The sequence below is a fragment of the Paraburkholderia sp. MM5477-R1 genome, assembly GCF_050436385.1.
Classification (GTDB): domain Bacteria; phylum Pseudomonadota; class Gammaproteobacteria; order Burkholderiales; family Burkholderiaceae; genus Paraburkholderia; species Paraburkholderia tuberum.
Genome location: NZ_JBNDMC010000007.1, coordinates 1,627,335 through 1,652,868, shown reverse-complemented (window position 1 = coordinate 1,652,868; position 25,534 = coordinate 1,627,335). Strand labels below are relative to the sequence as shown.

General features: G+C 61.8%; 24 protein-coding genes. 8 read left to right on the top strand and 16 right to left on the bottom strand.

Annotation, left to right across the window (positions count from 1 at the left end; genetic code table 11):
* Nucleotides 1-8 precede the first annotated feature (8 nt).
* The 8 genes from OKW35_RS36465 to OKW35_RS36430 all read right to left on the bottom strand — a co-directional run bounded on the left by OKW35_RS36465 (nucleotide 9) and on the right by OKW35_RS36430 (nucleotide 10,160).
* Nucleotides 9-1,502 carry a mannitol dehydrogenase family protein gene (locus OKW35_RS36465; RefSeq protein ID WP_429554589.1) on the bottom strand — a complete coding sequence of 498 codons (1,494 nt, stop codon included), beginning with the start codon at nucleotides 1,500-1,502 and terminating at the stop codon, nucleotides 9-11.
* A complete protein-coding gene (gene uxuA, locus OKW35_RS36460) occupies nucleotides 1,489-2,547 on the bottom strand; it encodes a mannonate dehydratase (protein WP_311734902.1) in 1,059 nt (352 codons plus the stop codon). Before uxuA ends, OKW35_RS36465 begins: the two co-directional genes overlap by 14 nt.
* A gap of 417 nt (nucleotides 2,548-2,964) precedes the next feature.
* Nucleotides 2,965-4,725, bottom strand: a complete 1,761-nt coding sequence (locus tag OKW35_RS36455; RefSeq protein WP_429554588.1) for an FAD-binding protein — start codon at nucleotides 4,723-4,725, stop codon at nucleotides 2,965-2,967.
* A gap of 30 nt (nucleotides 4,726-4,755) precedes the next feature.
* Nucleotides 4,756-6,102, bottom strand: a complete 1,347-nt coding sequence (locus tag OKW35_RS36450; RefSeq protein WP_429554587.1) for a CaiB/BaiF CoA transferase family protein — start codon at nucleotides 6,100-6,102, stop codon at nucleotides 4,756-4,758.
* A gap of 70 nt (nucleotides 6,103-6,172) precedes the next feature.
* Complete coding sequence (locus OKW35_RS36445) at nucleotides 6,173-7,006, bottom strand: enoyl-CoA hydratase-related protein (RefSeq protein ID WP_429554586.1); 834 nt, start codon at nucleotides 7,004-7,006, stop codon at nucleotides 6,173-6,175.
* A gap of 20 nt (nucleotides 7,007-7,026) precedes the next feature.
* Entirely contained in the window at nucleotides 7,027-8,298 is a 1,272-nt protein-coding gene (locus OKW35_RS36440) for a TRAP transporter large permease (protein ID WP_429554585.1), read from the bottom strand.
* An 11-nt stretch (nucleotides 8,299-8,309) separates the two neighbouring features.
* Complete coding sequence (locus OKW35_RS36435; protein WP_429554584.1) at nucleotides 8,310-8,843, bottom strand: TRAP transporter small permease; 534 nt, start codon at nucleotides 8,841-8,843, stop codon at nucleotides 8,310-8,312.
* 12 nt (nucleotides 8,844-8,855) lie between these two features.
* Nucleotides 8,856-10,160, bottom strand: a complete 1,305-nt coding sequence (locus OKW35_RS36430) for a TRAP transporter substrate-binding protein (protein ID WP_429554583.1) — start codon at nucleotides 10,158-10,160, stop codon at nucleotides 8,856-8,858.
* 3 nt (nucleotides 10,161-10,163) lie between these two features.
* Between OKW35_RS36430 and OKW35_RS36425 the strand changes: the two genes are divergently transcribed.
* From OKW35_RS36425 to OKW35_RS36395, 7 genes are all read left to right on the top strand, one after another.
* The gene (locus OKW35_RS36425) at nucleotides 10,164-10,736 is read left to right on the top strand and encodes a MaoC family dehydratase (protein ID WP_244144791.1); all 573 of its coding nucleotides are present in this window, start codon (nucleotides 10,164-10,166) and stop codon (nucleotides 10,734-10,736) included.
* A 48-nt stretch (nucleotides 10,737-10,784) separates the two neighbouring features.
* Nucleotides 10,785-11,930, top strand: a complete 1,146-nt coding sequence (locus tag OKW35_RS36420; RefSeq protein ID WP_090804968.1) for an acyl-CoA dehydrogenase family protein — start codon at nucleotides 10,785-10,787, stop codon at nucleotides 11,928-11,930.
* Nucleotides 11,931-11,974: 44 nt separating this feature from the next.
* A complete protein-coding gene (locus tag OKW35_RS36415) occupies nucleotides 11,975-13,168 on the top strand; it encodes a CaiB/BaiF CoA transferase family protein (protein ID WP_429355557.1) in 1,194 nt (397 codons plus the stop codon).
* Nucleotides 13,165-13,608, top strand: a complete 444-nt coding sequence (locus OKW35_RS36410) for a MaoC family dehydratase (protein ID WP_018424295.1) — start codon at nucleotides 13,165-13,167, stop codon at nucleotides 13,606-13,608. Before OKW35_RS36415 ends, OKW35_RS36410 begins: the two co-directional genes overlap by 4 nt.
* A gap of 188 nt (nucleotides 13,609-13,796) precedes the next feature.
* Nucleotides 13,797-14,690, top strand: coding sequence for a helix-turn-helix domain-containing protein (locus OKW35_RS36405; RefSeq protein WP_429554582.1), 894 nt, complete (start codon nucleotides 13,797-13,799; stop codon nucleotides 14,688-14,690).
* Between the two features lie 146 nt (nucleotides 14,691-14,836).
* Complete coding sequence (locus OKW35_RS36400; RefSeq protein WP_184066481.1) at nucleotides 14,837-16,060, top strand: glycoside hydrolase family 88 protein; 1,224 nt, start codon at nucleotides 14,837-14,839, stop codon at nucleotides 16,058-16,060.
* 47 nt (nucleotides 16,061-16,107) lie between these two features.
* On the top strand, nucleotides 16,108-17,265 hold the full coding sequence (locus OKW35_RS36395; protein WP_429355558.1) for a fumarylacetoacetate hydrolase family protein: 1,158 nt from the start codon (nucleotides 16,108-16,110) through the stop codon (nucleotides 17,263-17,265).
* 89 nt (nucleotides 17,266-17,354) lie between these two features.
* On the opposite strand, the gene OKW35_RS36390 is transcribed toward OKW35_RS36395, so the two are convergent.
* From OKW35_RS36390 to OKW35_RS36355, 8 genes are all read right to left on the bottom strand, one after another.
* Nucleotides 17,355-18,362 carry a galactitol-1-phosphate 5-dehydrogenase gene (locus OKW35_RS36390; protein WP_429405886.1) on the bottom strand — a complete coding sequence of 336 codons (1,008 nt, stop codon included), beginning with the start codon at nucleotides 18,360-18,362 and terminating at the stop codon, nucleotides 17,355-17,357.
* Between the two features lie 32 nt (nucleotides 18,363-18,394).
* Nucleotides 18,395-19,162, bottom strand: a complete 768-nt coding sequence (locus OKW35_RS36385) for an SDR family oxidoreductase (RefSeq protein ID WP_184066472.1) — start codon at nucleotides 19,160-19,162, stop codon at nucleotides 18,395-18,397.
* A gap of 43 nt (nucleotides 19,163-19,205) precedes the next feature.
* Nucleotides 19,206-20,519 (bottom strand): histidinol dehydrogenase, encoded by a 1,314-nt coding sequence (gene hisD / locus OKW35_RS36380; RefSeq protein ID WP_184043548.1) that lies wholly within the window; start codon nucleotides 20,517-20,519, stop codon nucleotides 19,206-19,208.
* A gap of 100 nt (nucleotides 20,520-20,619) precedes the next feature.
* A complete protein-coding gene (locus tag OKW35_RS36375) occupies nucleotides 20,620-21,678 on the bottom strand; it encodes an ABC transporter substrate-binding protein (RefSeq protein ID WP_429355561.1) in 1,059 nt (352 codons plus the stop codon).
* A gap of 65 nt (nucleotides 21,679-21,743) precedes the next feature.
* A complete protein-coding gene (locus OKW35_RS36370) occupies nucleotides 21,744-22,550 on the bottom strand; it encodes an ABC transporter ATP-binding protein (RefSeq protein WP_018422900.1) in 807 nt (268 codons plus the stop codon).
* 40 nt (nucleotides 22,551-22,590) lie between these two features.
* Nucleotides 22,591-22,869 (bottom strand): ABC transporter permease, encoded by a 279-nt coding sequence (locus OKW35_RS36365; protein ID WP_429554581.1) that lies wholly within the window; start codon nucleotides 22,867-22,869, stop codon nucleotides 22,591-22,593.
* Nucleotides 22,866-23,501, bottom strand: a complete 636-nt coding sequence (locus OKW35_RS36360; protein ID WP_429554580.1) for an ABC transporter permease — start codon at nucleotides 23,499-23,501, stop codon at nucleotides 22,866-22,868. The genes OKW35_RS36365 and OKW35_RS36360 overlap by 4 nt, the downstream gene beginning before the upstream one ends.
* Nucleotides 23,498-24,280: an ABC transporter permease gene (locus tag OKW35_RS36355; protein ID WP_429405881.1), complete on the bottom strand. Its 783-nt coding sequence runs from the start codon at nucleotides 24,278-24,280 to the stop codon at nucleotides 23,498-23,500. Before OKW35_RS36355 ends, OKW35_RS36360 begins: the two co-directional genes overlap by 4 nt.
* Nucleotides 24,281-24,477: 197 nt before the next feature.
* Here OKW35_RS36355 and OKW35_RS36350 point away from each other — a divergent pair, with 197 nt between their 5' ends.
* Nucleotides 24,478-25,524, top strand: coding sequence for a LacI family DNA-binding transcriptional regulator (locus OKW35_RS36350; RefSeq protein WP_429554579.1), 1,047 nt, complete (start codon nucleotides 24,478-24,480; stop codon nucleotides 25,522-25,524).
* Nucleotides 25,525-25,534: the final 10 nt, after the last annotated feature.

Here is a 25,534-nt window from a genome sequence, read left to right as displayed (position 1 = left end):
CGCTGCGGCTACGTGCATGGCCGTGAAGCGGTACAAGCGCCCATGGCTTTGACGACGCCTTGTGCGCGAATCGCCGCCAGATGGCGTGCGACCTGCGTGACGAAGCGCGGCTGTGCGCGCAGATCGCATCCGAAAATCGACTCGATTTCGAACAGTGTTTGTACCGCATCGATGGCATCCGCGTGCAAGGTCGAGCGGACCGCCTCGGCCAGTGTGTCGGCGAGCGGGTCCGCGATGGCGTAGGTGCGGCCCGTCTCGTCCTGACCGCTGAGGTACGCGATCCAGCCGGCCAACACAAATGCGAGACGTTCGGTCGGCGCGCCGCTTTTCAGGTTGGCGCGCACGCTTTCCAGCCAGCGCTGCGGCAGTTTCTGCGAGCCGTCGGTCGCGATCTGTTGCAAGCGGTGATCGAGCGCAGTGTTGCGAAAACGCGTGAACAGTTCAGCGCGATAGCTGGCCAAAGCGGGGCGCGACAGCGTCGGCTCCACCTCGTCGCGCAACATGTTTTCGACAAAGTTCCGCACGGCCGGCGCCGCGATCGCCTGATCGACGGTGTCGTAGCCGATCAGCGACCCGAGGTACGCGAGCGCCGAATGCGCGCCGTTCAACATCCGCAATTTGGCCTGCTCATAGGGACGCGCGTCACCCACGAGCGTCGCGCCTGCGCGCTCCCACGCCGGCCGCGGCCCCGCGAAGCGGTCCTCGATCACCCATTGCGAAAACGGCTCGGTCATCACCGGCCACGCATCGTCGGCACCAAGTTGCTTCGCCACGTGCATGCGATCGGCGTCGGTGGTGAGCGGCACGATCCGATCTACCATCGTGTTGGGAAACGCGCCCTCTCGCTCGATCCAGTCGGCCAGCACAGGATCCGCTTCGCGCGCGAACGCCAGCGTCAACGCGCGCATCGTGCCGCCGTTGGACGGCAGGTTGTCGCACGACAGCACGGTAAACGGGCCCAAACCGGCCGCGCGGCGCAGCGCCAGCGCGCGCACGACGAAGCCGATCGCGCTACGCGGCGCGGCGGCCTCGCGCAGATCATGAACAATCTCGGGATGATCGAACTGCAACGCGCCGCTGGCCGGATTGCGGCAATAGCCTTTCTCGGTGATCGTCAGGCTGACGATATGGCAGCGCGGATCGCTCATCGCATCGAGCACGGCGGCGGGCGACTGCGGCGCGACCAGCGAAGCGATCAGCGCACCGACCACCTGGAACGAATCCGCATCGCCGTTTCGCACATTCACGGTATACAGATGGTCCTGCGCAGTGAGCGCCTCCGACGTGTCCGCACGCCGCAACGAAACGCCGACGATGCCCCAGCGCTGATCGCCAGCGCGCAATGTGTGCTCGGTGTACACGGCCTGGTGCGCGCGATGAAACGCCCCGATGCCCAGATGGACGATGCCCGGTGCAAGGCTCGTGCGATCGTAGGCGGGAACGACGACTTCGCCAGCGGCGCGCGGCGCGAGCGAAGCCACGACGGCATTACTCAGCTGCATGATAGGCCGGATGTTTGGCGAGGCCTTCCCAGATGCCGTTCAGGTAGACCGCACCCAGCGCGCGATCGAACAGCCCATAGCCGGCGCGGCCCGTTTCGCCCCAGATCATTCGCCCATGGTCCGGCCTTGCATAGCCTTCAAAGCCGGTTTCGAAATAGGCTTTGACGATTTCCGCCATGTCGAGCGAGCCGTCGGCCGAACGATGCGAGGTCTCATGAAAGTCGCCTGCGGCATTGGTTTGCACGTTACGCAGGTGCGCGAAATGAATCCGGCCACGCGCGCCGAACTCGCGCACCAGTGCCGGAATATCGTTCTGCTGGTCCGCGCCTAGCGAACCGGAACACAGTGTCAGGCCGTTGGCGGAATCGTCGACGATCGCCAGCACGCGCTGCAGGTCAGCGCGATTCTTCACGATGCGCGGCAGGCCGAAAATCGGCCGCGGCGGATCGTCGGGGTGGATCGCCATCTTGAGGCCGGCTTCTTTGGCCACCGGAATGATCGCGCGCAGGAAGTAGTCGAGATTGGCCCAGAGATCGGCTTCGTCTAGCGCTTCGTAGTCGCGCAGCAGGACTTTCAACTGTTCGGGCCGATAGCTCGCGTCCCAGCCGGGCAACTGGATACCCTGGCTGACGTCGAGCTCGCGGATCGCTTGCGTGTCGAACGCGAGCGTCGTCGAGCCATCGGGCAGGTGCATTTCCAGCGAGGTGCGGGTCCAGTCGAAAACCGGCATGAAGTTGTAGCAGACCACCTTCACGCCGCAGGCGCCGAGGTTACGCAATGTCTCGCCATAGTTGGCGATGAGCCTCTCGCGCGTCGGTCGGCCCAGCTTGATGTCCTCGTGCACCGGCACGCTTTCGATCACTTCCAGTGTCAGCCCGTGAGCCTCTATCTTCTGCTTCAGCGACAGGATCCTGTCGATCGGCCACACCTCGCCCACAGGCACGTCATAGATCGCCGAGACGACCCCGACCATGCCGGGGATCTGGCGGATATAAGCGAGCGGCACAGGGTCCGCGTCGCCATACCAGCGGAAGGTCATTTTCACGATCGAGTCTCCTCCTCGTACGCTCGCCTCGCCTTCGACGCAGGCAGCGCATCAATGAATGGTCGGTTCGGCCCTTCCGTATTGGCCCACGGCGGCGAGGCGGCGTCTGGACGCCTTGCGCCTGGGTTCACGCGTCGGGGCGCAGCCAGGAGTCTGCATACTAGCGGGGATCGACATGCCTTTATAATGAAGAATAACGCTTGATCTATACCATTATGGAATACATGAGGCTGCGCGGTTGCCGCTCGCCTGCTGCCAGAAACAGTACGCGCGACTCGTTCAAGCCATCTGCAGCCTGCCAGTTCTACTCGTTGGTGACGTACGCTATCCTCATCATGTCGTCTTTGTACGACTCAACCGCCTTACCGCGACAGCCCCCCTGATCGAACGGCGCAAGGTGATTAGCTCGCTACCGACTCACGACGACAGATCCGCCAGCCGCCCTAACCACAGACCTTCAGGCACGTTCCGCTCGAGGAATATGTTGCAGGCGAAGTCCGCGTTGCGCTCGGGAAAGTCTTCGCGGTAGTGACCACCCCGGCTCTCGCGCCTGACAAGCGACGCCGAAGCCATCAATTCACCGACCTGGATCAAGTTCGCCAATTCGATGCCCCGCATGAGCTCAGCCGGCGTGCCGATCACCGTGTCGTGAAACAACTGGTTTCGCGTCTCCCTGCAGACACGGCTGAAGGTCCGGAGCCCGGCTTCCTCGCGCACGATCAGCAAATACCGGTTTGCACACTGCTGAATCCGTGCTTTCAGTTCGTCCAGCGTGTGCCTGCCATTTCGGCGGAATTGCTTGGCGACCGTGCGGTTGTCGTCCAAGGCCCCGGTCATCGCGCGGTGCGTCATCTTTTTCGCGCGTTCGGCCGCGGCCAGGCCCGCCCGGCGGCCGAAGACCTGGCACGTCAGGGCCATATTGCCGCCGAGACGGTCTGCGCCATGTGGACCCGCTGCCACCTCACCCGCAGCGAACAGACCCTTCAGATTGGACTGTGCGTTTTCGTCTATAAATAATCCGCCGTTGATCGCATGCGCGGAACAGGTGATCTGCACTCGGTCCCGATAAAGGTCGACGCCGTGCTCCTTATACCATTGGCAGGTTAGCGGCCACATCCTTGCGATGCTTCGGCTCTTGTCGGCCAGTATCGATTCGAGATCGCATCCGGCGAAGTCGAGAAACACGCCTCCTTCAGCCGTGCCGCGGCCATCGTTGAGTGCCTTCTGAATCGAAATTTCGACGTAGCGTGAGATGTCGCTCGAGCTGAACGGAAAGTGCCGCTCTTTTTGCCGAATGACATCTTCCTGAGCCAGCCCCGTCGGCAGATAGTCAGGGACGAACGCCCTGCCATCGCGGTCGGTGAGATTCGGGTGCGCGTCCCACAGGTAGTTGCCGAACAGGTTGACGAAAGGCGTCAGCACGCTCACACCGGCCTGCATGAACTCCATGTTGACCAGTCGCGCGCCCGCGCGATAAGCCATTGCATAGCCGTCGCCGGTAATGTCCGATGGATACAGGTTTTGGGCGAACAGCTGACTTGCACCCCCGGTGGTAAGAATCGTCGACTTGGCACGGATCAGCATCGGGTTTCCATCCGAATCGATCGCGTATGCGCCGAGACATTCGCCGTCCTGCGACAGCAGGTCGACGATCATCAACCGGTCCATGACCTTGATGCCGCGCCGGGACGCTTCGGTCCCCAGCGATTTCACGATTGGTTTGAAGTGCTCATGAATCACATGCGAGCGCGGTTTGGAAGAAAAGCATGCGCGAAAAACCAGGTAGTGGTCGTCCTCGCGCTCAAACTTTACGCCGTATCGTTCGAGGTAGCGCAGAGACTCATGCGCTTCGTTCGCGAGAATCGCGCTCAAGCGCGGGTCCGCCATGCCTTGAGCGGCATGCAGGATATCGGCGAGAAAAACATCAGGATTATCGCTGTGATCCCCTGCTCCGTCCGGCACATTGAAGGCGCCTACTTCAGCTACGCTATGAAACGTCGCGCCGCTTTTGCGAAATGCCCCTTTGATCGCAACCAGCACGTCAGCGCCGCTGGAATCCGCCTCGAGCGCGGCCCGCAGCGCAGCGCCGCCGCTGCCAACGACCAGCACATCCGTACTGACTTCCCTGCACCTGTCACTCATGCCTGCTTCCCCTGTTTTCATCGACGCGTACGGCACGCTCGCCGCATGGATGGCTTCAAACCCGCTTCACGCGACTCCGCCTTTTGCCGCGGCCGCCGCAACGGCCTCGGCGTCCTCGGCAACGCCGATTACGCCGTCCGCCAGCAGCGAGTCGATCATCGGCCGGTTCATTCCCACCCCTGACAAGATGTCGATCGTGTGCGCGCCCAACCGTGGCGGCGGCATACGGATAGCTGGCGCGCTGCCGTTGTAGCGCACCGGGTGATTGACGAGCGTCACGGGGCTGCCGGTTGCACCCTCGACTGTCTCGAAGCTCTTCAAGTGGCGCACCTGCGGATCGGCGACCACCTGCGCATAGTCGTTGACGCGCGTGTGCCAGACATGATGCCGTTCGAATAGTGGCAACCAGTGCGCCGTCGTGTCCTGCGCAAGCCGGCGCGCAAGCCGGTCGGAGATTTCCTGCTGCTCGTCGAATGCGCGCTTCGCGGGAATCCGTTCCTTTTCCGGGATCCCAAGGATCCGATAAATGATGTCGAGAGGACTCAGCGACAGTGCGATGAAACCGTCCGCAGTGGCATATATGCCGTACGGTGCGGGGAAGTACCAACCTGATACACGCCCCGCCTGTCGCACGTCGTCATGGCCGTCGCCGTTCAGGAAACACGTGAGAGACTCCTGTTGCAGATCGAGCGCAGCCGCCAGCAAGCTTACGTCGACCCGGCAGCCCTTGCCCGTACGCTCGCGGTTGAGCAGTGCCGTCAGGATACCGTTCGCATACAGCGCAGCGCCGTGATGATCCACGACAGACACGCCCACCGCGCGTGGACCGTCCTCCCGGCTTCCGGTGATTGTCGCGATACCCGACATGGCCTGAATGATCAGGTCCTGCCCCGGCCGGCTGGCATAGGGTCCATCCGGACCGAATCCCGAGCCGGACGCATAGATGATGTCCGGCTTGACTGCCTTGAGCGCCTCGTAACCCAATCCCAGCTGTTCCATCACACCGGGACGGTAATTCTCGGCGACCACGTCGACTTGAGGCAGCAAGCTCATGACGATATCGATCGCCCGCGGGTCCTTGAGATTCAAAGCCAGACTGCGCTTATTGCGATTACCCATCAAAAGCAGCATCGTCTGCCCATCGATGGCGCGGTTCGCGCCGCCCCACTTGCGCTGAAATGCGCCGTCGACGGGTTCGACCGATATGACGTCGGCCCCGCAATCGGCGAGGTGCTGCACGCCCAAAGGCCCCATCAGAAAATGATTGAAGCTGAGAATGCGGATACCATTCAGCCCGTTCATATAATCTCCGTTACGTCGTGAGTCCGGCTGTCGGGGTGAGGTGGAACAGGGTTCTACTGAACTCCGCGTTCGCCCTGAACATTCGGAAGGCCGCGGCGTGGATATCTGCATCGATGCCGGTCAGAACTAAAGGAAAGCGTTGCCGATCGCGTCGAGAGGCGCATGCGCGAGGCACCAATGGTCAGCGACCCTTGAAGCGCGGCGGCCGCTTTTTGACGAATGCGCGGTGGCCTTCGGCGCGATCCTCGGTCTTGAACACGTCGAGATTCGCCTGATGCTCGCACTGCAGGCCTTGTTGGAGGTTGGTCTCGAACGAATCGAGCACGGCGCGCTTGGCCAGTCGGACCGCGAGCGGCGCGCGGGCGGCGATCAGCGACGCGATCTCGACGGCGCGTGCGATGCTGCGTGCCGGCGCGACGACCTCGGTCACAAGTCCGTGGCGCTCGGCCTCGGCTGCCGTCAGCGGCTCGCCGGTAAGCACGAGTTTCATCGCCAGTGTCTTGCCGAGCACCCGCGGCAGGCGCTGGGTGGCGCCATCGCCCGGAAGCGCGCCGATGACGATCTCTCGCTGCGAGAAGGTCGCGTCGTCCGCCGCGACGACGATATCGGCCAGCATCACCAGCTCGTGGCCACCACCGATGGCGAAGCCGTTGACCGCGGCGATCAGCGGCTTCGGAAAGGTTTCAATCGCCTTCCAGCTCGCGAGGCGCACCGGGTCCGCATACGCTGCGACCCCGCGTGCCGCCATGTCGGCAATATCCGCACCGGCGCTGAAGAAACCCTCGCCGCCGGTGAGTACGACAGCCCTGACTTCGTTGCTGACTTCGGCTGCCGCGAGCACGCGCGCCAGTTCCACCAGCAGCGGCACACACAGCGCATTGCGCTTGTCGTGATGATTCAACGTGATTAACCAGACGAAGCGAAGTGGTTGTTCCAGCTTCAGGTACTTCAGGTCCTCGAATGCGGCCAGCGGGACCGGCGCCGCGCCGCTTCGCTCGACGTGAGTCGTGTTCATGATGAGCCTCCGTTCTCGTGTTATTTGATTGCCAGCAAGTTCGGCAGGAAGCGTGGGATATGCGGGAAGACGATGATCAGCAGCAGGTCGACCGCCAGCGCGAAGATGAACGGCAGGATCGCCCGAGTCGCTTTTTCGACGGACACGCCGCCGATGGACGCAGCCGTAAAGAGGCAAAAACCAATCGGTGGCAGGTTGATGCCGATGGCTGAGTTGACCAGTACGATGACGCCGAACACCACCGGATCGATATGCATTTGCACGACGAGCGGCAGGAACACAGGGATCACCACCGCAATACTCGAGATCGTTTCGAGTACGGTATGGGCTACCAGAAGGAAGAGATTGATCAGGATCAGCAACACGAACGCGCTGGTCGTCACGGCCAGGAAGCTGTTGGCGACGTGTAACGGAATTTGCGCCTCAATCAGATAGCGGCCGAGCACGAACGCGAGCCCGAGAAGAAACGATACCCGCGTGGTATTGATGGCCGTGCGCGTGAGTATTTCCCCGAACTGCGACAGCTTGAGCGACTTGAAGATGAAGGCGCTCACCAGCGTCACATAGAACGCCGCGACGACGCCTGCTTCTACCGGCGTGAAGACGCCGCCAAGGATCCCGCCCAGAATGATCACGGGCGTCAGCAATGCCCAGATCGCCTGTCTGAAAGTCGTCCACAGCCGCCTGGCGGAAAACGCTTCGACCGCCGTATAGTTCTGGCGCACCGCAGTCAGGTAGTTCACGAGCATGAAGGAAACGACCACCAGCAGCATCGGCACTATCCCCGCGACGAACATCGTTCCGACCGAAACGTTGGCGGTGTAGGCGTACACCAGCATGCTCATCGACACGGGCGACAGCAATCCGAGTGAGCCCGCTGCCGACTGCAGCGCGACTGCGAACGCGCGTGAATATCCCTGCTTGACCATCCCGGGGATCATGACCGAGCCGATCGCTGCGGTATCCGCAGTCGCCGAACCGGAGAGGTCGGCGAAGAACATACTCGCAACGATCGTCACCTGTCCGATGCCGCCGCGCATGAAGCCGACAAGCGCCTGCGAAAAGTCGATGATCCGGCGCGAGACGCCGCCCGCATCCATGATTGCGCCTGTCAACATGAAGAACGGGATGGCCAGCAGGCCGACGTTATTCAGGTTCGAAATCAGCTGCTGCGGAATCACCAGCAGCGGGGTTCCATTCAGCGTCAATGCAATCGTCGCCGCAATGCCGATGCAAATGGCCACCGGTACACCCAAGCCGAGGAACCCGGCGCCTAGAGCGAGTGCCCACATGTTGATTCACCTCAGATATGTTCGGAGACGCCCTGCAACAGAGACTGCCTCGTTTGCGCGCCGGGCGCGAAATGAGAAACCGCGATTCGGACCGCGGAATGAAAGACCAGCAATGCGCCGCAGACGGGAATCGAGAGATATGGGTACACCATTGAGATCGGCAGAGAGGTCGCAGTTTCGGTGCCCATCAGCTCCAGCATGTCGCCACCGTACATAAGGAAGACCACGCCGAGCGCGAGGACTACGCAGTCGGTAAGGTCCGTCAGTGTCTGCGCGAAAGCGGGCGGACAACGGTCGGCCAGTACCCGCACCTCCGGATGAACCCGCAGCTTGGCTCCTGCCGCCGCACCGAGGCACGTGAGCCACACGAACAGATAAGCCGCGAGCTCGTCGGACCACGACAGCGAGTTGTGCAGGATGAAGCGGAAGACCACCCCGAGGCCAGCGACGAACACCATCATGAGAAGTAGTCCACCGCATAGGAACAGCGTGATCTTCAGGACCAGGTCATCGATAAACAGGAGATTACGGGCAAGCTTTTCCATGGCACTCTCCCTTCATTTCGAAGCGACAGCGGACTTGTCGGCCGCCTTGATTTCCTGATAAAGCGCCTGGCCATCGGGAATGTCGCTGAGCAGGCCCTCGCGCGCCCTTGCGGTCGCGGCGGCCCACGGCACCGTGTTTATCTCGGTCACCTGGGTGCCATTCTTCTTCATCGTTGCGAGCGCGTCGTCGTACTCGTGCTTGTATTCCTTCATGTCATAGTCCGCGGCGACGGCGGCAGCGGCATGAAACGCCTGCTGCTCGTCAGGCGAAAGACGCGTCCAGGCGCTCTTGCTGATTGCCAGCACCACGGGCAGGTAGTTCACGTGGGTCAGGTAGTAATGCTTCGCGACATCGGAAAATTTGTCCTGGATGAACTGCTCCGGTGACGTATCGCCGCCGTCGACCAGGCCTTGCGAAAGCGCCAGAAATAACTGGTTATAAGGCAGCGGCGTCGGATTTGCGCCCAGTGCCTTATAGCCCGCGATATAGCCGCGACTCTGCATCACTCGAACTTTCATATCCTTCATGTCATCGAGCGAGCCGACGGGCTTTTTAGCCGTGAACAAATTGCGTTCGCCCACCGACAGCCACGTCAAGCCGATCATGTTGACCGCCGGCATCATGTCGAGGAACTTGCGGCCGACCGGTCCTTGCAGAAGCCGGTTGGCGTCGTCGATGCTGCTGAAGAGATAAGGCGTATCGAAGATCTGCCACTGCTTGATCGTGTTTCCGATCGGCGCCTGTGCGGAAATCATGAGCTCCTGGGTGCCGGTGCGCAGCGCTTGTGCCATCTGCACTTCGCCGCCGAGCTGTGACTGCGGAAAGATCTCGATCTTGACCTTGCCGTGGGTTCGCTGCGCGACCTCCTTCGCGAACACTTGGGCAGTCAGCTGATAGTGGTTGTCCGGGGCGAGGGTGTGGCCCAGCTTCATGACGATCGGCTCGTCCGCACGGGCAACGCTTGCGACAACGACGCCCGCTGCGAGCAGCGTACCCACCATCATGGTGCGCCATGCGCGGCGCGCGCTGAAGAATGATTTCATTTCGTCTCCTTCCGTACTGGAATGTAATTTTCGCGCCGCGTCAGGCCGATCCGTCTGCAGGCGCTCCAAGTATTCGTGAGTGCACGCAACGGGCGTTAGGACCGGCCGACCGATTTCTTGTACTTTTTTACGGCGTCTTCGATAGCACGCGTTTGCCAGACTGCCTGGCGATTTATCCGGCGCACACGAGGCGAAAACCCTTGGTGGTATTGACTGATAGCTGACCGGGGGCAGTCTTCGGCCGCTTGCGGATCGGCCGAAGACTGCAATCACTGCGTGCATACAGTCAAAAAAGTCCAAGCATTCGCCCAAACCGTCCTAACGGTCAGCAACCCGCACTCATTAAATTTGAGTCACACCCGCCGGCCCCAATCAACAAAGAACAGGCCGGCTCCGCAACCGACTCTCACTTCCAGAACCACCATGGCCAAACGCCCGCACATGGATTGTTACGCGGTCGGCGACACTGCCGATTTCGCCAAGACCGTAACTGAATTCGATATCTACGGCTTCGCCGGGATCGTCGGCGATTTCTATGCGGTGCATTTGAACGAGGAATTCGCCAAAACCACGCGCTTCGAGAAGCGCATTGCGCAAGGATGTCTGTCGGTCGGCTTCTTATCGACCGTGATGGGCTATATGGCGCAAAAGGCGCCGAGCCCCGGTGCGGTTTCTTACCGATACGACATCACGTTCAATGCGCCAGTATTTATCGGCGACACGGTCACCGCCCGCCTCACGCTGCGCGAGAAGGACGACGATCGCAACATGTGCGTTTTCAGGGCAGACGTCACGCGCCAGGACGGCACGCTGGTCGCATCTGGCGATACCTATCTGAAGGTGCTGTAACGCAGCCCCCTGCTTCAACCCATCTCCCGCTTTTTCACAGAGTCGAACATGCCGCATTGGTTAAACGAACAACACACCGCGATACGCGACGCCGTGCGCCGTTTCGCGGAAAACGAAATCGCTCCTGTCTCGGAAGAGCTTTGGGAAGCGGAAGCCTTTCCTTACGACATCTGGAAGCGTGCCGGCGAGCTCGGCTTCGCCGGCCTGCCTTATCCGGAGAGTTGGGGTGGCGGCGGTGGCGAATGGCTTTCCTATGTAATCGTGTTAGAGGAACTCGCACGGGTAGATTGCGCAATCGCCAACTCTCTAATGGCCAATTCGACGGTCGCAAGCCTGCTTTCCAACTATGGCACCGATGAGCAAAAGGATCGTTATTTGTGCCCTATCCTCGACGGCCGCAAGGTCGGCGCAATCGGATTATCGGAGCCCAACGCGGGCTCCGACGCGGCCAACATCGCGACGCGTGCGACGCTGGAAGGCGACCAATACGTCATCGATGGATCGAAGACCTTCATTAGCAATTCCGGCACGGAAGTGACCGGGCCGGTCGTCATCGCCGCGGTAACGGGAACGCGCCCCGACGGCCGCAAGGAAATTTCTAACTTCATCGTGCCCAACGGCACCCCCGGTTTCAGCTACGGACGCAAACTGCGTAAGATCGGCTGGCGCGCATCGAGCACCTACGAGTTGTTCTTCGAGCGCTGCACGATCCCGACCGCCAACCTGCTCGGCGAACGCGGTGCGGGCTTGCGACAGACGCTCGCCCAGATCAGCACGGGCCGAATCCTGATCGGCGCGCTCGCGCTAGGCATCCTGCAGGGTTCACTGGATCGGTCGATCGCGTACATGAAGGAGCGGCGCGCATTCGGCAAGCCGATCGCCGAGTTCCAGTCGCTGCAGTTCAAGATCGCTGACATGGCGGCCCACGCGCACGCCGCGCGACTGATGCTCTACGATGCCGCCGCGCTCAAAGATGCAGGCGTTCGCTTCGATCAGCAGGCGTCGATGGCCAAGCTCTTCGCCACCGAGCGCGCGATGGAGGCGGCTCATCAGGCGTTGCAGATACATGGCGGTTACGGCGTGATGAGCGAGTACCCAGTGTCGCGCGCATTCGGCGACGCCAAGGTGCTGGAGATCGTCGAGGGCACCTCGGAGATTCAGAGAATGATCATCTCGCGAAACCTGCTTGCCTGAACCCTCAGTCAAACAGATACGGACACGCGGTCGGGAGACAAGTCATGCTGGAAGGCATCAAGGTGTTAAGTTTTACTCACTTCTTGCAGGGCCCCGCCGCCGTGCAGATGTTGGCCGACGTCGGCGCGGGCGTGATCAAGATCGAACCGCCGGGCGGCGCGTTCGAGCGCAGTTGGACCGGCTTCGATGCGTATGTCGAAGGTGTGAGCATGTTTTTTCTGCTCGGCAACCGCAATCAGCGCAGCATCTCGCTGGATCTGCGCGACGAGCGCGCGCGCGAGATCGTCTGGCGGCTGATCAAGGAAGCCGATGTCCTGATCGAAAACTACCGGCCAGGCGTCCTGCAGCGCATGGGCTTCGGTTACGACGATGTCCGCGAGATCAACCCGCGGCTCGTGTACTGTTCGTGCACCGGCTACGGGTCATCGGGACCGTATCTCAAGCGGCCAGGGCAGGACCTGCTGCTGCAGGCCATCAGTGGCATGACGATGCTCTCCGGCGAGGCCGATTCCCCGCCCACGCCCGTCGGATCCGCGATCGTCGACCAGCACGCGGCGGCGTTGGCAGCCTTCGGCGTGGTCGCGGCCTTGCAGGCGCGTGAACGCACCGGCAAAGGCACGCTGGTCGAAAGCAACCTGCTCAACGCGGCGCTCGATCTTCAGATCGAGCCGTTCACCTACTACCTGAACAAGGGACCACTCTGGCCGCGCACGAACCCGCCGACCGGCAGCCGGTTCCATCCGTCGCCCTATGGGGTTTACAGGACTCTCGACGGCTGGATCGCCGTTTCGCTCACGCCCACTGAGAAGCTGGCGGCGGCCTTGTCTCAGCCCGTGCTGGCCGGGTTTTCGCACCCAAAGGACAACGTGCGCCGCCGCGACGAATTGAACCGCATCGTTTATGACGCGCTGACTGCGCGCACGACGGCCGACTGGATGACGACCTTCGATGAGCACGACATCTGGTACGCGCCCGTGAACGACTACCATCAGGTCGAGGCCGACCCGCAAGTGGCGCACAACCGCATCATCATGGAGGTCGAGCATCCGCAGGCCGGGCCGATTCGTTTGCTCGCACATCCGGTTCGATACGACGGCGCAGCACCACCGCTCACCCGTCAGCCGCCGCGGCAAGGCGAACACACCCGCGAGGTGCTCGCCGAACTGGGCTACGAGCCGGACGAAATCGATACGCTGGTCGAAGCGGGCGCGGCGCTGACCGGGCGGAGAACTGCATGAACACTCATCTGAATCAGTGCCACGAGATGCTGCGCTTTGACGATATCCAGATTGGCCGCTGCCAGGTACTCGTGCGTACCATCGCGGAAAGTGACGTGAACGCTTTCGGCCATCTGTCGGGCGACCTCAATCCCTTACACATGGATCAGCACTTCGCGGCACGCACGCCATTCGGCCACCGCGTGGCGCACGGCCTGCTGACCGCGGCATTGGTGTCGACGACCCATACCGGGTTGACCGGTCCCGGCTTCGTCTACGTCGGGCAGGAGTTGCGCTTTCTCGGACCCGTCTTCATCGACGATACGATCAGGATCCATGTGACCGTAGTCGAGAAGAAACCCGCCAAGCGCATCCTCGTGATGGACACCATGGTTCGCAATCAGGACGGCAAGCCGGTGCTGACCGGACTGTCGGCGCTGAAGGAATTGCGTTTCCAATGATCTGACAATCGGCAGGCGAGGCCAAACCTTTGCGGGTTTTCGACAACAGCCGTCACGCCGATTTGCTATTTACAATTACACTACGTTCGATGCCGACCGGCGAAGGAGAAACAGCACGCTTGATTTAGCCAAGGAGTGAGCTGGCTAAGCGAGCCAAACAAGTGAGCTGGATGCAGGAGACAAATTAAATGCTTAAAGGTTGTGGTTGTCAGTTGCCGGTCTTCAAGATCGCCAACTATGAGTATGGGTCGCGAATCAAGTCGATCGACTTTCATTTCGCACCCCTCGAAGATATGAAATCGACGTTGCCGTATCCTCATCGGCACGAGTTCTATCACATCGTCTGGGTCGTGTCGGGCAGCGGTCACCACATCATCGACTCGATTCGCTACGAGGTGCGGCCCAATACGCTGTTCTTCATGGCGCCAGGCCAGATCCACGACTTCGCATTGTCCGAAGATACAGTCGGCCACGCGATAAGTTTCTCGTCCGAATTTTTCGCCTTCAAGGTTCAGAACCGCCATTCGCAGACGGAAATTCCGGTCTACGATTTCGAGCGAATTCCGAACACGGTTTATATGAGCGACGCACAAGCTCAGGACCTTCATCATGTGCTGGATGGAATCGATGCGGAATATCAGGGTGAAGAGGCAGGCTACGAGGACGTCATCTGGTCATATCTGCGCATTATGCTAATCAAGTCCGTGCGTCTGGGCGGCGACGCCGTGACCGACGTCAATTCGTCGCGTAGCGTGCTGTTGTCGCGACGCTTCAAAAGCCTGCTGGAAAAACATTTCACCACGGTCCACGACGTCGCTCGCTACGCATGCCTGCTGAACGTCACAGAACGCGCGCTGAACGATGCGACGCGCCAGGCGCTCGGCAGCACGGCGGCCAAGCTGATTCGTGAACGCGTGATGCTGGAAGCGAAGCGTCTGTTGCTGCATTCGGAGGTCAATGTGGCGGAGATCGCAACACAGCTTGCCTTCGACGACCCGGCCTACTTCAGCCGATGTTTCCGCAAGCACACGGGCCGCTCGCCAATCGACTTCCGCCGCAGCCTGGAGAAACTGAGCATTTGAAGCAGTGGGACGATAGGCGTCCGGCTGCGACGTAGGAAAGTCCAATATAAAGCCGCGCTTCGTCCTAACCGCTGGAACCGCCGCGCTCCTAGAATTTGCGTGCCCCCGTCACTCGGGAAACGCGAAAGTCATCAGGAGACAAAGGCGTGAATGCTTCGTACCAAGACCAAGGACTGTCCTCTGACCGGTCCGCCCTCTTCACCGATATCCTCGATCGCATTGCGACCAAAGTTGCAGAGGACGAGCCGACGCTCGGCGTCGAATTCCCCCAGATCACAGCGCCCGACGGAAAGTGGGTCCGGCTTCCGGCGTCGCTGTCCGCAGGCTACAGCGGTTCAGCGTGGAGCCACGGCAATTGGTTTTGCGGGTTCTGGGTCGGACTTTTGCTAACGTCGTATTTGCACACCGGCAACGACAAATACCTCTCGTGGGCCCGCGAGCGCATGCGTCTCGTCGCGCAGCGCGCGCAGGATCCTAACACGCACGACATCGGCTTTATCTTCGACAGCAGCGCCGTCCCGGGCTACGAAATCACCCGCGACTCGTGGTACGCGCAAATTGCGATGGAAGCCGCGGACAAACTGCGCGCGCGTCTTGTCACCACGCGCAGCGGCGCCTATCTCGCTTCCTGGGGCCCGCTTGACGATCCGCGCGGACGCAGCGCCTCGGCTATCGACACGATGGCTAATCTATCGTTGCTTTACTGGGCGGCGAACCATTCCGGGGACGGCAGTTATCGCCTCGCCGCCGAAGCGCACTCCGTCATGACCGCCAAGGCGTTTATCCGCCCCGACGATTCGACGTATCACGCGGTGGAGTACGACGTGACAACAGGTGCGCGCCAGCGCGGCTACACGTTTCAAGGCGCATTCGACGAATCGGCGTGGAGCCGGGGCCAGGCGTGGGCCGTCTATGGCTACGTGAACACGGCGCGTGAAACCGGCAAGCGCAACTGGCTAGACCTTGCCGGGCGGCTAGCGGCGTACTATCTGCGCCGGCTCGATGGACGTCCTGTGCCACCGTGGGATTTCGACGCCACTGGCGCGGACGCGGAAATCAAGGATACTGCCGCAGCAGCGGTGATGGCGTCAGCGCTGATCGAGATGGGCCGTCTGCATCCCGACCCTGCTGATGCGGTTCGCTGGCGCGAACACGGACTCGCGATGCTCGAAGCTCTATGTCGTGACGAGTTTGCCTACGAACCTGCGCAGCGGGGACTTTTGAGGAATTCCTGCTATTCGAAGCCGCACAATGAAGGCGTCGATGGCGCGACGATGTTCGGCGATTTCTTCTTCGCGGAAGCACTGAGTCGCGTGATGCTGCCAGGCAGGCTTCGGCCGGCCGACCCGCAACGCGTATCGCTCGCTTGAAGCGTATCTCCCCTCGCGGTTCCCAACTCTCGCTAGCCAGGCCGTCCATGATATCGAACGATCTTCCGCATTTTGTACCTACTGACCTACCCGATGCCCTGCTGGTCGGACGCATCTGGCGAAACGCGCCGATAGACGGGCCGTCGGTCGTCGTTGTTCGTGCCGGTCAGGCCTTCGACATCACGGCGTCGGCGCCGACGACCTCCGACCTGTTCGAGCACGTGGACCTCGTCGAGTTTGCGCATCACGTCGAGGGCGAGGCGCTCGGTCCCGTCGAGAACATCGGCCGCGCATTGCTGGCGCCGTGCGATCTTCAGGCCATCAAGGCATGCGGCGTGACCTTTGCCGTGAGCCTGCTCGAACGGGTCATTGAAGAACAGGCTAACGGCGACGCGACTCAAGCCGACACGGTCCGGGCGACGATCGCGCAACTGATCGGCACTGATCTCTCCAGGATTCGCCCCGGCACGGCAGCTGCCGACTGTCTGAAGCGGGAACTGGAACGGCGCGGCGCATGGTCGCAATATATGGAGGTCGGCATTGGGCCGGACGCAGAGGTGTTCACCAAGTCTCAACCGATGTCGGCGGTCGGCTACGGCGCGGACGTTGGGCTGCACCCGGCCTCCCGATGGAACAATCCCGAGCCAGAAATTGTGCTGGCGGTAAACAGCCGCGGAACGATCGTCGGCGCAACCCTCGGCAACGACGTCAATCTCCGCGACATCGAGGGCCGCAGTGCGTTGCTGCTCGGCAAAGCGAAAGACAACAACGGCTCATGCGCGATCGGTCCTTTTATTCGGTTGTTCGATGAACGCTTCACCATGGACTCGGTGCGGGCGGCCAGCGTGTCGCTCAGGATAGAAGGCGCGGACGACGGATTTATTCTCGAAGGCGTGAGCCACATGCGCGAGATCAGCCGTGACCCAGAGGAACTTGTGGCCCAGACTGCCGGGCCGCATCACCAGTATCCAGACGGCTTCATGCTGTTCCTCGGCACGATGTTCTCTCCAATTGAAGACCGGCATGCTCCGGGCAGCGGCTTCACGCATCACCTCGCGGACAAGGTGACGATTGCAACGCCGGAGCTCGGCGCACTTGTCAACACCGTGCAGTCGTCAACCGAAATCGCGCCCTGGCGATTCGGCGTACGCGCTCTTTACGAGACCCTTGCAAAACGGCGGGCGCTTACCCGCGCCATGGCGTAGGTACCATTCACGTGGACCGCCTCCGCGGATTCCAGCCTCGCCAAGCTACAAAGACTTTGTTCGCGAATCAGCGGAACGGGATACTAAATTTAGAAGCCCGGCGTCAGGACGACTTTCCCTGACGCCGTCCTGCCGTTCTGCAAATCGTCGAACGCCTGGCTTCCGGCATCGAGCGGCCGCACGTCGAGCCAATCCAGCGAACCGAACGCGCCTTCGTGCAACGCCGAAACCGTCGCGCGAAGATCCGCCATCGTATAGGTGTACGTACCCAGCAGCGTGATTTCAGCGAGCGTCAGCTTGCGCATATCGATTTCGCTTGCCCAGTCCTGGAGGCCGATGTGCATCACGACGCCGCCAGGCTTCACCGACGATAACGCGAGCGCGCGTGTCGGCTTTGCGCCCACGGCATCGATCACGAACTCAAACCGGCTTTCAGGCGCCGGCGCGTGCAACGGATCCCATGTCTCGCACTGCGCATGCTGCTCCGCCGATCGTCGACGCAGCGGATTGACCTCCGCCATTTCAACCGACCGGCAGCCGTACGATTTCAGTAACAACGCCGACAGCAATCCAATCGCCCCGCCGCCAATGACCAGCGCGCGGGTTTCCGGCAACGGTCTTTGCAGCGCGCGCATCGACAGATTCAGCGCATGCAGCGCCGTAGCAGCCGGCTCGGTCACCGCGGCGTGCGTTGCGGGCATCTCCTGCGGAATTTCGACAACGCATCCCGCAGGCAACGACATATATTGGGCAAATGCACCCGGACGCGTCATGCCGACCATCGTCCGGTTCGCGCACAGATTGTCGCGCCCCTGCACACAATATTCACAGTGCCCGCAGGTGATCAACGGATTGCCCGTGACGCGCAAGCCTTTCATCAGATGCGGTGCGCGCGTCTCCACGATCGTGCCGGCGAACTCATGACCGAGAATGAGGCCGGGTTTGCGTCGCGGATCGTGGCCGTGGAATGCATGCATATCGGAGCCGCAAATACCGACCGCATCGATCCTGAGTATCACCTCGCCGTCGGCTGCCAGCGGTTCGGGCCGATCCAGCAACTGGACCTCATTGGGCTGCGTGTAGACAAGTGCTTTCACAAGCGTTCTCCGTCGTGCAATTGCGTTACCGCCTACCGCGCGGTGTACCCGCCGTCGACCATGATGGTCTGGCCCGTGACGTACGCGGACGCGTCACTCGCAAGAAACACCGTGACGCCATACAGATCGTCGAGTTGTCCATTGCGTCCGATGCACGTGTTCTGCGCGTGCATGTCCGCGACGCGCGCGTCGTTGAAAACGGGAGCCGTCAGCGCAGTGGGGAAAAAGCCCGGCCCAATCGCGTTGCACGTGATGCCGTAGCGTGACCACGCCTGCGCGATAGCACGCGTCAATTGCACGACACCGCCCTTCGCCGCGCCGTATGGCGCGCTATCGTTGAATGCACGGTATGACTGCAGCGACGCGATGTTGATGATGCGACCATGTCCGCGCGCCTTCATCGAGGGTGCGAGCGCCTGCGTCATGAAGAACGGCGCGCCAAGATGCAGTGCGAGCTGCTGTTGCCACGCTTGCGGCGTCACTTCATCGAATGGTTGACGCAGATTGACGCCCGCCGCGTTGACGAGAATGTCAATCTGGCCGTGCTGTGCCGCTGCATCGAGCGCGCAGGCGCGCGCCGCATGCGCGTCGCTCAGATCGCATGCGTGCATGTGCGCATCAATACCGTCATCCCGCAGCCGCATTGCCGCTTCGTCGAGCGCATCACTTCGCCGCGCCACCAGCACGACGCGCGCACCCGCCCCGCCCAACGCGCGCGCCATCGCTTCGCCGACGCCCGAGTTGCCGCCGGTCACGAGCGCGGTTCTGCCATTCAGGTCGAATAGTCGAGCGATATTCAACGGTGTCCTCCTTTGTCGTACCGATTGCACATGCCGATGGCGTTCATACCTGTACCGGTTCGCCACGCACGAATGCTTCGTCGGGAAAGTACTTCTGCAAGCGGTCGTCAGCGGTACGGGCGTGGGCTTCCATGCCTTCGAGCCGCGAGATACGCGCCGTCACTTCGCCAATGCGCTTCGCCGCATCGCGCGTCATGCGCTGCCACGTCAGCGTCTTCACGAACTTGTGCACCGAGAGCCCCCCTGAATAGCGCGCTGCGCCCTTGGTGGGCAGAACGTGATTCGGACCGCTCGCCTTGTCGCCGAATGCGACCGTCGTTTCTTCGCCGAGAAAGAGCGAGCCGTAGCAGGTCAGATGTTCGAGCCACCAGTCCAGATCGGCAGCCTGCACTTCGAGGTGTTCCGATGCATAGCGGTCAGACACGTCCACCACTTCCTCTCGCGTGTCACACAGGATCACTTCGCCGTAGTCGCGCCACGCGGCGCCTGCGGCATCGTGTGCGGTCGGCGGCAACGCATCGATGAGTTGCGGAACCCGCTCAATGACCTCGTCGGCGAGCGCCTTCGACGTCGTGAACAACCAGGCCGGCGACTCGTGGCCATGCTCGGCCTGGCCGACCAGATCGCTCGCGACCATCGCCGGGTCGGCACTGGCGTCGGCGATCACCGCAACTTCCGACGGCCCCGCGAAGACGTCGATCCCAACCTTGCCAAAGAGCGCGCGCTTCGCCTCCGCGACGAACTTGTTGCCCGGCCCCACCACAACGTCCGCCTGCTTGCCGGTAAAAAGCCCATACGCCATCGACGCGATCGCCTGCACGCCTCCCAGCGTCATCACGACATCGGCGCCTGCCGCCTTGAACGCATACAGCACATACGGATGGATGCCGCCTCCGCGAAACGGGCTCGAACAGGCAATCACCGTCTTCACGCCCGCTGCCTTGGCAGTCGCAACGCCCATGTATGCCGACGCGATATGCGCGTACCTGCCAGCAGGCGCATAACAGCCGACCACGTTGACGGGCACCACTTTTTGCCCTGCCGTCACGCCTGGATACAGTTCGACCGAGAAATCCCCAATCGAGCGCCGCTGTGCGAGCGCGAAGTCGAATACCTGTTGCGCGGCGAAATCGATATCGGCCTTCACGTGCGCGGGCACTTCGAGCGCACGCCGTTCGATCTCATCGGCGCAGACGATGATCGGACCGTCCCAGTTATCGAGTTTCTTCGCATACGCACGCGCGGCGTCTTCGCCATGCGCCTGAATCTGCGCAAGCATTTCACCGACCACCTGTTGCGCCGTCGCGGTCTCGGTTTCCGGCGTCTTGGCTGCTTTCTTCAGGTAAGTCACGCTCATCGCCTTCTCCTTCATCGATGTTAAAAATAATGCAAGCGCTTGCAGCGAGGGGCTTTTAAAAGGCCACACCGTGGCCTTTTTGCGCGATCGCGACCGCGCGTTATTTGCTGCCGTCCATTGCGAACGCCGCGAGTTTAGGGTCGCCCAACACACGCTTCATCGCGCTGTCGTCGATATAGTCTTTTGCTTCGGGGACGGACGCGAGCGCGCCCGATGCATGCATGAACTGCGCGATCTTCGTGAACGAATCGTCGGCCTGCGATGCGCCTTTCGTGCGGTCCATCGCGGCGAGTTGCTGCTTCAGGTCGAAGGTCGGGCGCGTAGCGAATTCCTTGCGCATCGAATCGTCGCTGATGTTGACGCCGCCCTCCTGGTAAAACTTCTTCATCATCGCGACGGCCTGGTCAGGGTGCGCCTTCATCCACGCCCATGCATGCAGATAGACGGCGAGAAACTTTGCCACCTCATCGGGATGCTGCTTCTCGAATTCGCCACGCGTGACGAGCGCGCCGGGCACCGATGCGCCGCCGTCCTTACCGGAGCACAACACGCGCGCGCCCGCCTTCTCTTCGAGCGTATAGTCATACGGCGCCCACACGCCCGCGTAATCAGCATTGCCCGACGACACAGCGGAAATGATCTCGGCCTGGCCCATGTTCTTGAGCGTCACGTCAGCCTTCGTCAGCCCATACTTTTTCAGGCATGCCTGTACCGCGTAATCACCCGTCGAGTTGGACGTCAACACGATGGTTTGGCCTTTCAGCGACGCCGGATTGCGGCGCACCGCGTCATAACGCGCCTTGCTCGCCATCAGAACGTTGCCCTGCGATTCGTCGTTTGTCAGGCCGATCACCTGAATGCCGAAGCGCTTGTAGCCGAGCACCGCCGGCACGGAACCCGTGCCGCCCACGTCCCAGGATTTCGACGCCGCCGCCGCAATCTGCGGCACGCCTGCGGGAAACACCGAAAACTCGGGCTTCAATCCGACCTCTGCCCACCACCCTTTTTCGGTTGCGACATAGAACGGCAACGCCCAATACAGCGCGGGCTGATAGCTGACCCTGATCGGAGTGAGATCGGCGGACCACACCGTGCCCGGCAACGCCGCACTGCCCGCGCAGAGCAACGCAATGAAAGGGATCGCGCGCAGACGTTTCATGTTGGTCTCCTGTTTTATGGGGTATTGCGCTCAGCCGTTGGAACCGGTGGCAGTTTTATGCAGCTTCATGCAGCGACACGTTCGACAGCGCCGTGTTCGTCGCGCAACGACTTCCAGATATGCGTGCGCAACCGGACGAACGATTCGAGATCCATCACGTCTTCGATCCGCTTGCACGCGTCCCAGCCATGCTGCTCGCGCACGGACTTCACATCGATCACTTCTTTCACGCGCCCCGGCCGGCCCGTCATCACGACGACGCGATCCGCGAGATACACCGACTCTTCGACCGCGTGCGTGATGAACAGCACCGTGCGCGGATTCACGCGCGTGAGCCGCACCAGTTCTTCCTGCATGACGACCCGGGTTTGGGCATCGAGCGCGCCGAACGGCTCGTCCATCAGCAGCACGCCGGGGTCGAGCGCATACGCGCGCGCGATCGCGACGCGCTGCTGCATGCCGCCCGATAGTTGATGCGGATACGCCTGCTCGTAGCCGCGCAGATTCATCAGCGACAGATAGCGTTCGATCGTTTCGCGTCTTGCGTCGGCGGCCATGCCCTTCGCGCGCAAGCCGAGATCGATGTTGTCCCACACTGTCTTCCACGGGAACAGCGCGAACTGCTGAAAGACGACCGCGCGATCGGGTCCTGGCCGTGTCACCTTGCGGCCCGCCACCGTCACGCTGCCCGACGTCGGAAACTCGAGACCCGCGACCATCCGCAGACACGTCGTCTTGCCACAGCCCGACGGCCCGACGATCGCAACGAATTCCTTGTCGGCGATTTCCAGTTCGACGTGTTCCAGCGCGACGACGCTCGCCTTGTCGCGCCTGAACATGCGGGACACATCATTGAAACGAATCATGCTCATCGTGCGCTCCGTCACGGTTGAGAGAGTGAAGCCACGGGTGCTAGTGCCGGGCGACGCGCCGGTTGCGCATCGCGTACGCTTCGATGCGTCCAAGCAGCAGGTCGATTGCCGCGCCCACCATACCGATTGCGATCATCGCGCTCATCACCGTCGCAGTGTCGATTGCCGCTTGTCCCTTGACCATCATGTAGCCAATGCCGCTCGACGCGACGATCAGTTCGGCGCCGACCAGCGACATCCAGCCCAGTCCCGCCGCGACGCGCACACCTGCGATCACCGACGGCAACGCGCCTGGCAGCAGCACTTCGCAGACGATCATCCGGTTCGACGCGCGCCGAGCATGCGCGCCGCTTCGAGCAGCCTGCCGTCGACCTGCTGCGCACCGCGATAAGCATTGACGACGCACGGCGGAAACGCACCCGCAAAAATGATCAGCACCGGGCCACCGATGCCCGTGCCGAACCACAACGCGGCAAACGGCACCCATGCAATCGGCGCGATGAAACGCACGGTTTCGAAGAGCGGCGTCACGCAGTAGTCGAGCCAACGGAACCAGCCCATCGTCAGACCGAGCGGCACACCCAGCGCGACGGCCAGCAAAAAGCCCATCAGATAGCGCTGCAAGCTCGACCACAGATGCACTTCGAGCGTGTAACCGACAAACGGATGCGTGAGCAGATCGGCAAACTTGTGAACGACTGCAAGCGGCGTCGGTAGAAAGATCGCGGGGACGAGTTCTGCTGCCGATGCCAGCCACCAGATGCCGAAGAACGCGATCAGCCCCGCGGCATTCAGCGTCCAGAGCGGCACGTTGCGTCGAGCCACAGCACGCCCAGGCTCGCTGACCATCTTGCGCTGGCGCAACGTGCGTGCCGCACTGCCGGACTCGCGATTGACGCCGACGGGCTCGATGTCAGGATGCGCGACACCGCGCAGATGACCCGGTTTCATCTGTTCGCTCTCCAAGGCATGAGTTGCCGTTCGATTTGCCCAAGCGCGACCGTCATCAACCATCCACACAGCGCGACCGTCAGCATTGCAACGACGATCATCGCCGGATAGATGTCGAGCGAGCCTTGCGTCAGCAGATGCCCGAGACCTCTGACCGCACCGATCAATTCGCCCGCCACGAGCGTCGTCCATGAAGCCTGCAATGACAGGCGCAAGCCTGTGAAAATCATCGGCAGCGCGCCGGGAATCATTACTTCCAGCACGAAGCGCGAACGCCGCAAGCCCAGCATCTCGGCGGCTTCGAGCATCGGCACGTCGAGATTGCGCACGCCCGCGAAACTGTTGATCACGCATGGCACGAACGCCGCGAACCAGATCACCATCACCTTCGCGGAGTCGCCGAGTCCAAGCCAGACGATCGCGAGCGGAATCCACGCGAGCGGCGGAATGGGTCGCAACAGCAGAAAGATCGGGTTGAAGAACGCTTGCGCACGCGCCGAGTAGCCCATCCATAGGCCGAGCGGCACGCCCGTCACCGCCGCCGTCGCGAAGCCGTATAGAACGAGCTTCACGCTCTGCACGATGTGCTGGTCGAGACGGCCGTCGGCATAACCGACCGTCACCACCTGGGCAAGCGCCTGCCAGGTATCGAACGGAGTGGGGAATCTCGACGCTGCGACGATGCCTGTGAGAGCCGTCAGCACGTACCACGCGGCGAGCGTTGCTGCGAGCGTGCCGATGCTGCACAGGAAGCGCGGTGAACGGAATGCGGGGAACACATTGTCTCCTGCCTGTTCAGCGGCGTGAAATGCAACGCGCCGCGCAATGAAATGTAACCGCTTGCATTTGAATATAGACGCTATGATCACGGGTCACATCGGGATTTATACCGATTCGAATGATGTTGCACTGTCGCTCGCTTGCAATCGGGCACTACAATCAATTGAGCCTATCCAAACCGGTCTGATCTGCCGCAATGAATACCTTGCCACGCGCCCGTATCAGCGATGTCGCCACACTCGCCGGCGTCTCGACGGCAACTGTGTCGCGCGCTCTCTCCAACCCCGACATGGTGAAAGCGGACACGCGCGCGCGCATCCGTGATGCGATCGCCACGCTGGGATATGTGCCCGACGGCGCGGCGCGCGCGCTTGCGCTGGGCCGTGCGCGAATGGTCGGCGCAATCGTGCCGACGCTCGACAACGCGATCTTTGCGCGTGCGGTGCAAGGCTTGCAAACCACACTGTCGAATTCCGGCTATCAGTTGCTGATCTCCGCGCACGAGTACAACCTGTCCGCGGAAATCGAAGTCGTGCGCGCGCTGCTGGAACGTGCTGTCGACGCAATCGTTCTGGTCGGCACCGACCATGCACCGCAAACCTATGAACTGATTCGCGCGAGCCACGTCGCGCTGCTGCTGACCTGGTCGCACGCCGAGCGCCCCGGCGCAGCCGGCAGCGGCGACGCAGATACACCGCCGTCGATCGGCTTCGACAACCAGTTGATCGGGCAACTGGCCGCTGAACATCTGCTCGAACTCGGTCATCGCCGCTGCGGCGTGATCTCGGGCTTCACGCGCCATAACGACCGCGCGCGTCAGCGGATCGAAGGCTTCCGGCGAACCCTTGCACAGCACGATATCCGTCTGCCTGATGCGAACATCATCGAACAGCCATTCGGCTTCGAAGGCGGTCGCGCCGGGCTCAAGCTACTGACGCAATTGCGCCCTGCTCCAACCGCCATTTTCTGCGGCAATGACGTGCTCGCGCTGGGTTGCCTGTTCGAAGCGCAATCGGCCGGTATCGCCGTGCCGCAGCAGTTATCGATTGTCGGTTGCGACAATCTGCCCATCGTCTCGCAGATCACGCCAGGTCTCACTACCGTGCTGTTGCCCACTTACGAACTCGGCGAACGCGTCGCGCGCGCACTGCTGCGCTGGCTCTCGGACGGCGTGCCGCCGCAGCGCGAGTGTCTGCCGATCGAACTGATCGTGCGTGGCACGAGCGGCCCGGCGCCCGCGTGAAGTGCGCCGG

Excerpts from the sequence above, each read along its gene's own strand:
- OKW35_RS36465 (WP_429554589.1), bottom strand. The coding sequence starts at position 1,502 with ATGCAGCTGAGTAATGCCGTCGTGGCTTCGCTCGCGCCGCGCGCCGCT.
- OKW35_RS36450 (WP_429554587.1), bottom strand. The coding sequence starts at position 6,102 with ATGCAGATATCCACGCCGCGGCCTTCCGAATGTTCAGGGCGAACGCGG.
- OKW35_RS36445 (WP_429554586.1), bottom strand. The coding sequence starts at position 7,006 with ATGAACACGACTCACGTCGAGCGAAGCGGCGCGGCGCCGGTCCCGCTG.
- OKW35_RS36440 (WP_429554585.1), bottom strand. The coding sequence starts at position 8,298 with ATGTGGGCACTCGCTCTAGGCGCCGGGTTCCTCGGCTTGGGTGTACCG.
- OKW35_RS36435 (WP_429554584.1), bottom strand. The coding sequence starts at position 8,843 with ATGGAAAAGCTTGCCCGTAATCTCCTGTTTATCGATGACCTGGTCCTG.
- OKW35_RS36420 (WP_090804968.1), top strand. The coding sequence starts at position 10,785 with ATGCCGCATTGGTTAAACGAACAACACACCGCGATACGCGACGCCGTG.
- OKW35_RS36415 (WP_429355557.1), top strand. The coding sequence starts at position 11,975 with ATGCTGGAAGGCATCAAGGTGTTAAGTTTTACTCACTTCTTGCAGGGC.
- OKW35_RS36410 (WP_018424295.1), top strand. The coding sequence starts at position 13,165 with ATGAACACTCATCTGAATCAGTGCCACGAGATGCTGCGCTTTGACGAT.
- OKW35_RS36405 (WP_429554582.1), top strand. The coding sequence starts at position 13,797 with ATGCTTAAAGGTTGTGGTTGTCAGTTGCCGGTCTTCAAGATCGCCAAC.
- OKW35_RS36395 (WP_429355558.1), top strand. The coding sequence starts at position 16,108 with ATGATATCGAACGATCTTCCGCATTTTGTACCTACTGACCTACCCGAT.
- hisD (WP_184043548.1), bottom strand. The coding sequence starts at position 20,519 with ATGAGCGTGACTTACCTGAAGAAAGCAGCCAAGACGCCGGAAACCGAG.
- OKW35_RS36375 (WP_429355561.1), bottom strand. The coding sequence starts at position 21,678 with ATGAAACGTCTGCGCGCGATCCCTTTCATTGCGTTGCTCTGCGCGGGC.
- OKW35_RS36370 (WP_018422900.1), bottom strand. The coding sequence starts at position 22,550 with ATGAGCATGATTCGTTTCAATGATGTGTCCCGCATGTTCAGGCGCGAC.
- OKW35_RS36365 (WP_429554581.1), bottom strand. The coding sequence starts at position 22,869 with ATGATCGTCTGCGAAGTGCTGCTGCCAGGCGCGTTGCCGTCGGTGATC.
- OKW35_RS36360 (WP_429554580.1), bottom strand. The coding sequence starts at position 23,501 with ATGAAACCGGGTCATCTGCGCGGTGTCGCGCATCCTGACATCGAGCCC.
- OKW35_RS36350 (WP_429554579.1), top strand. The coding sequence starts at position 24,478 with ATGAATACCTTGCCACGCGCCCGTATCAGCGATGTCGCCACACTCGCC.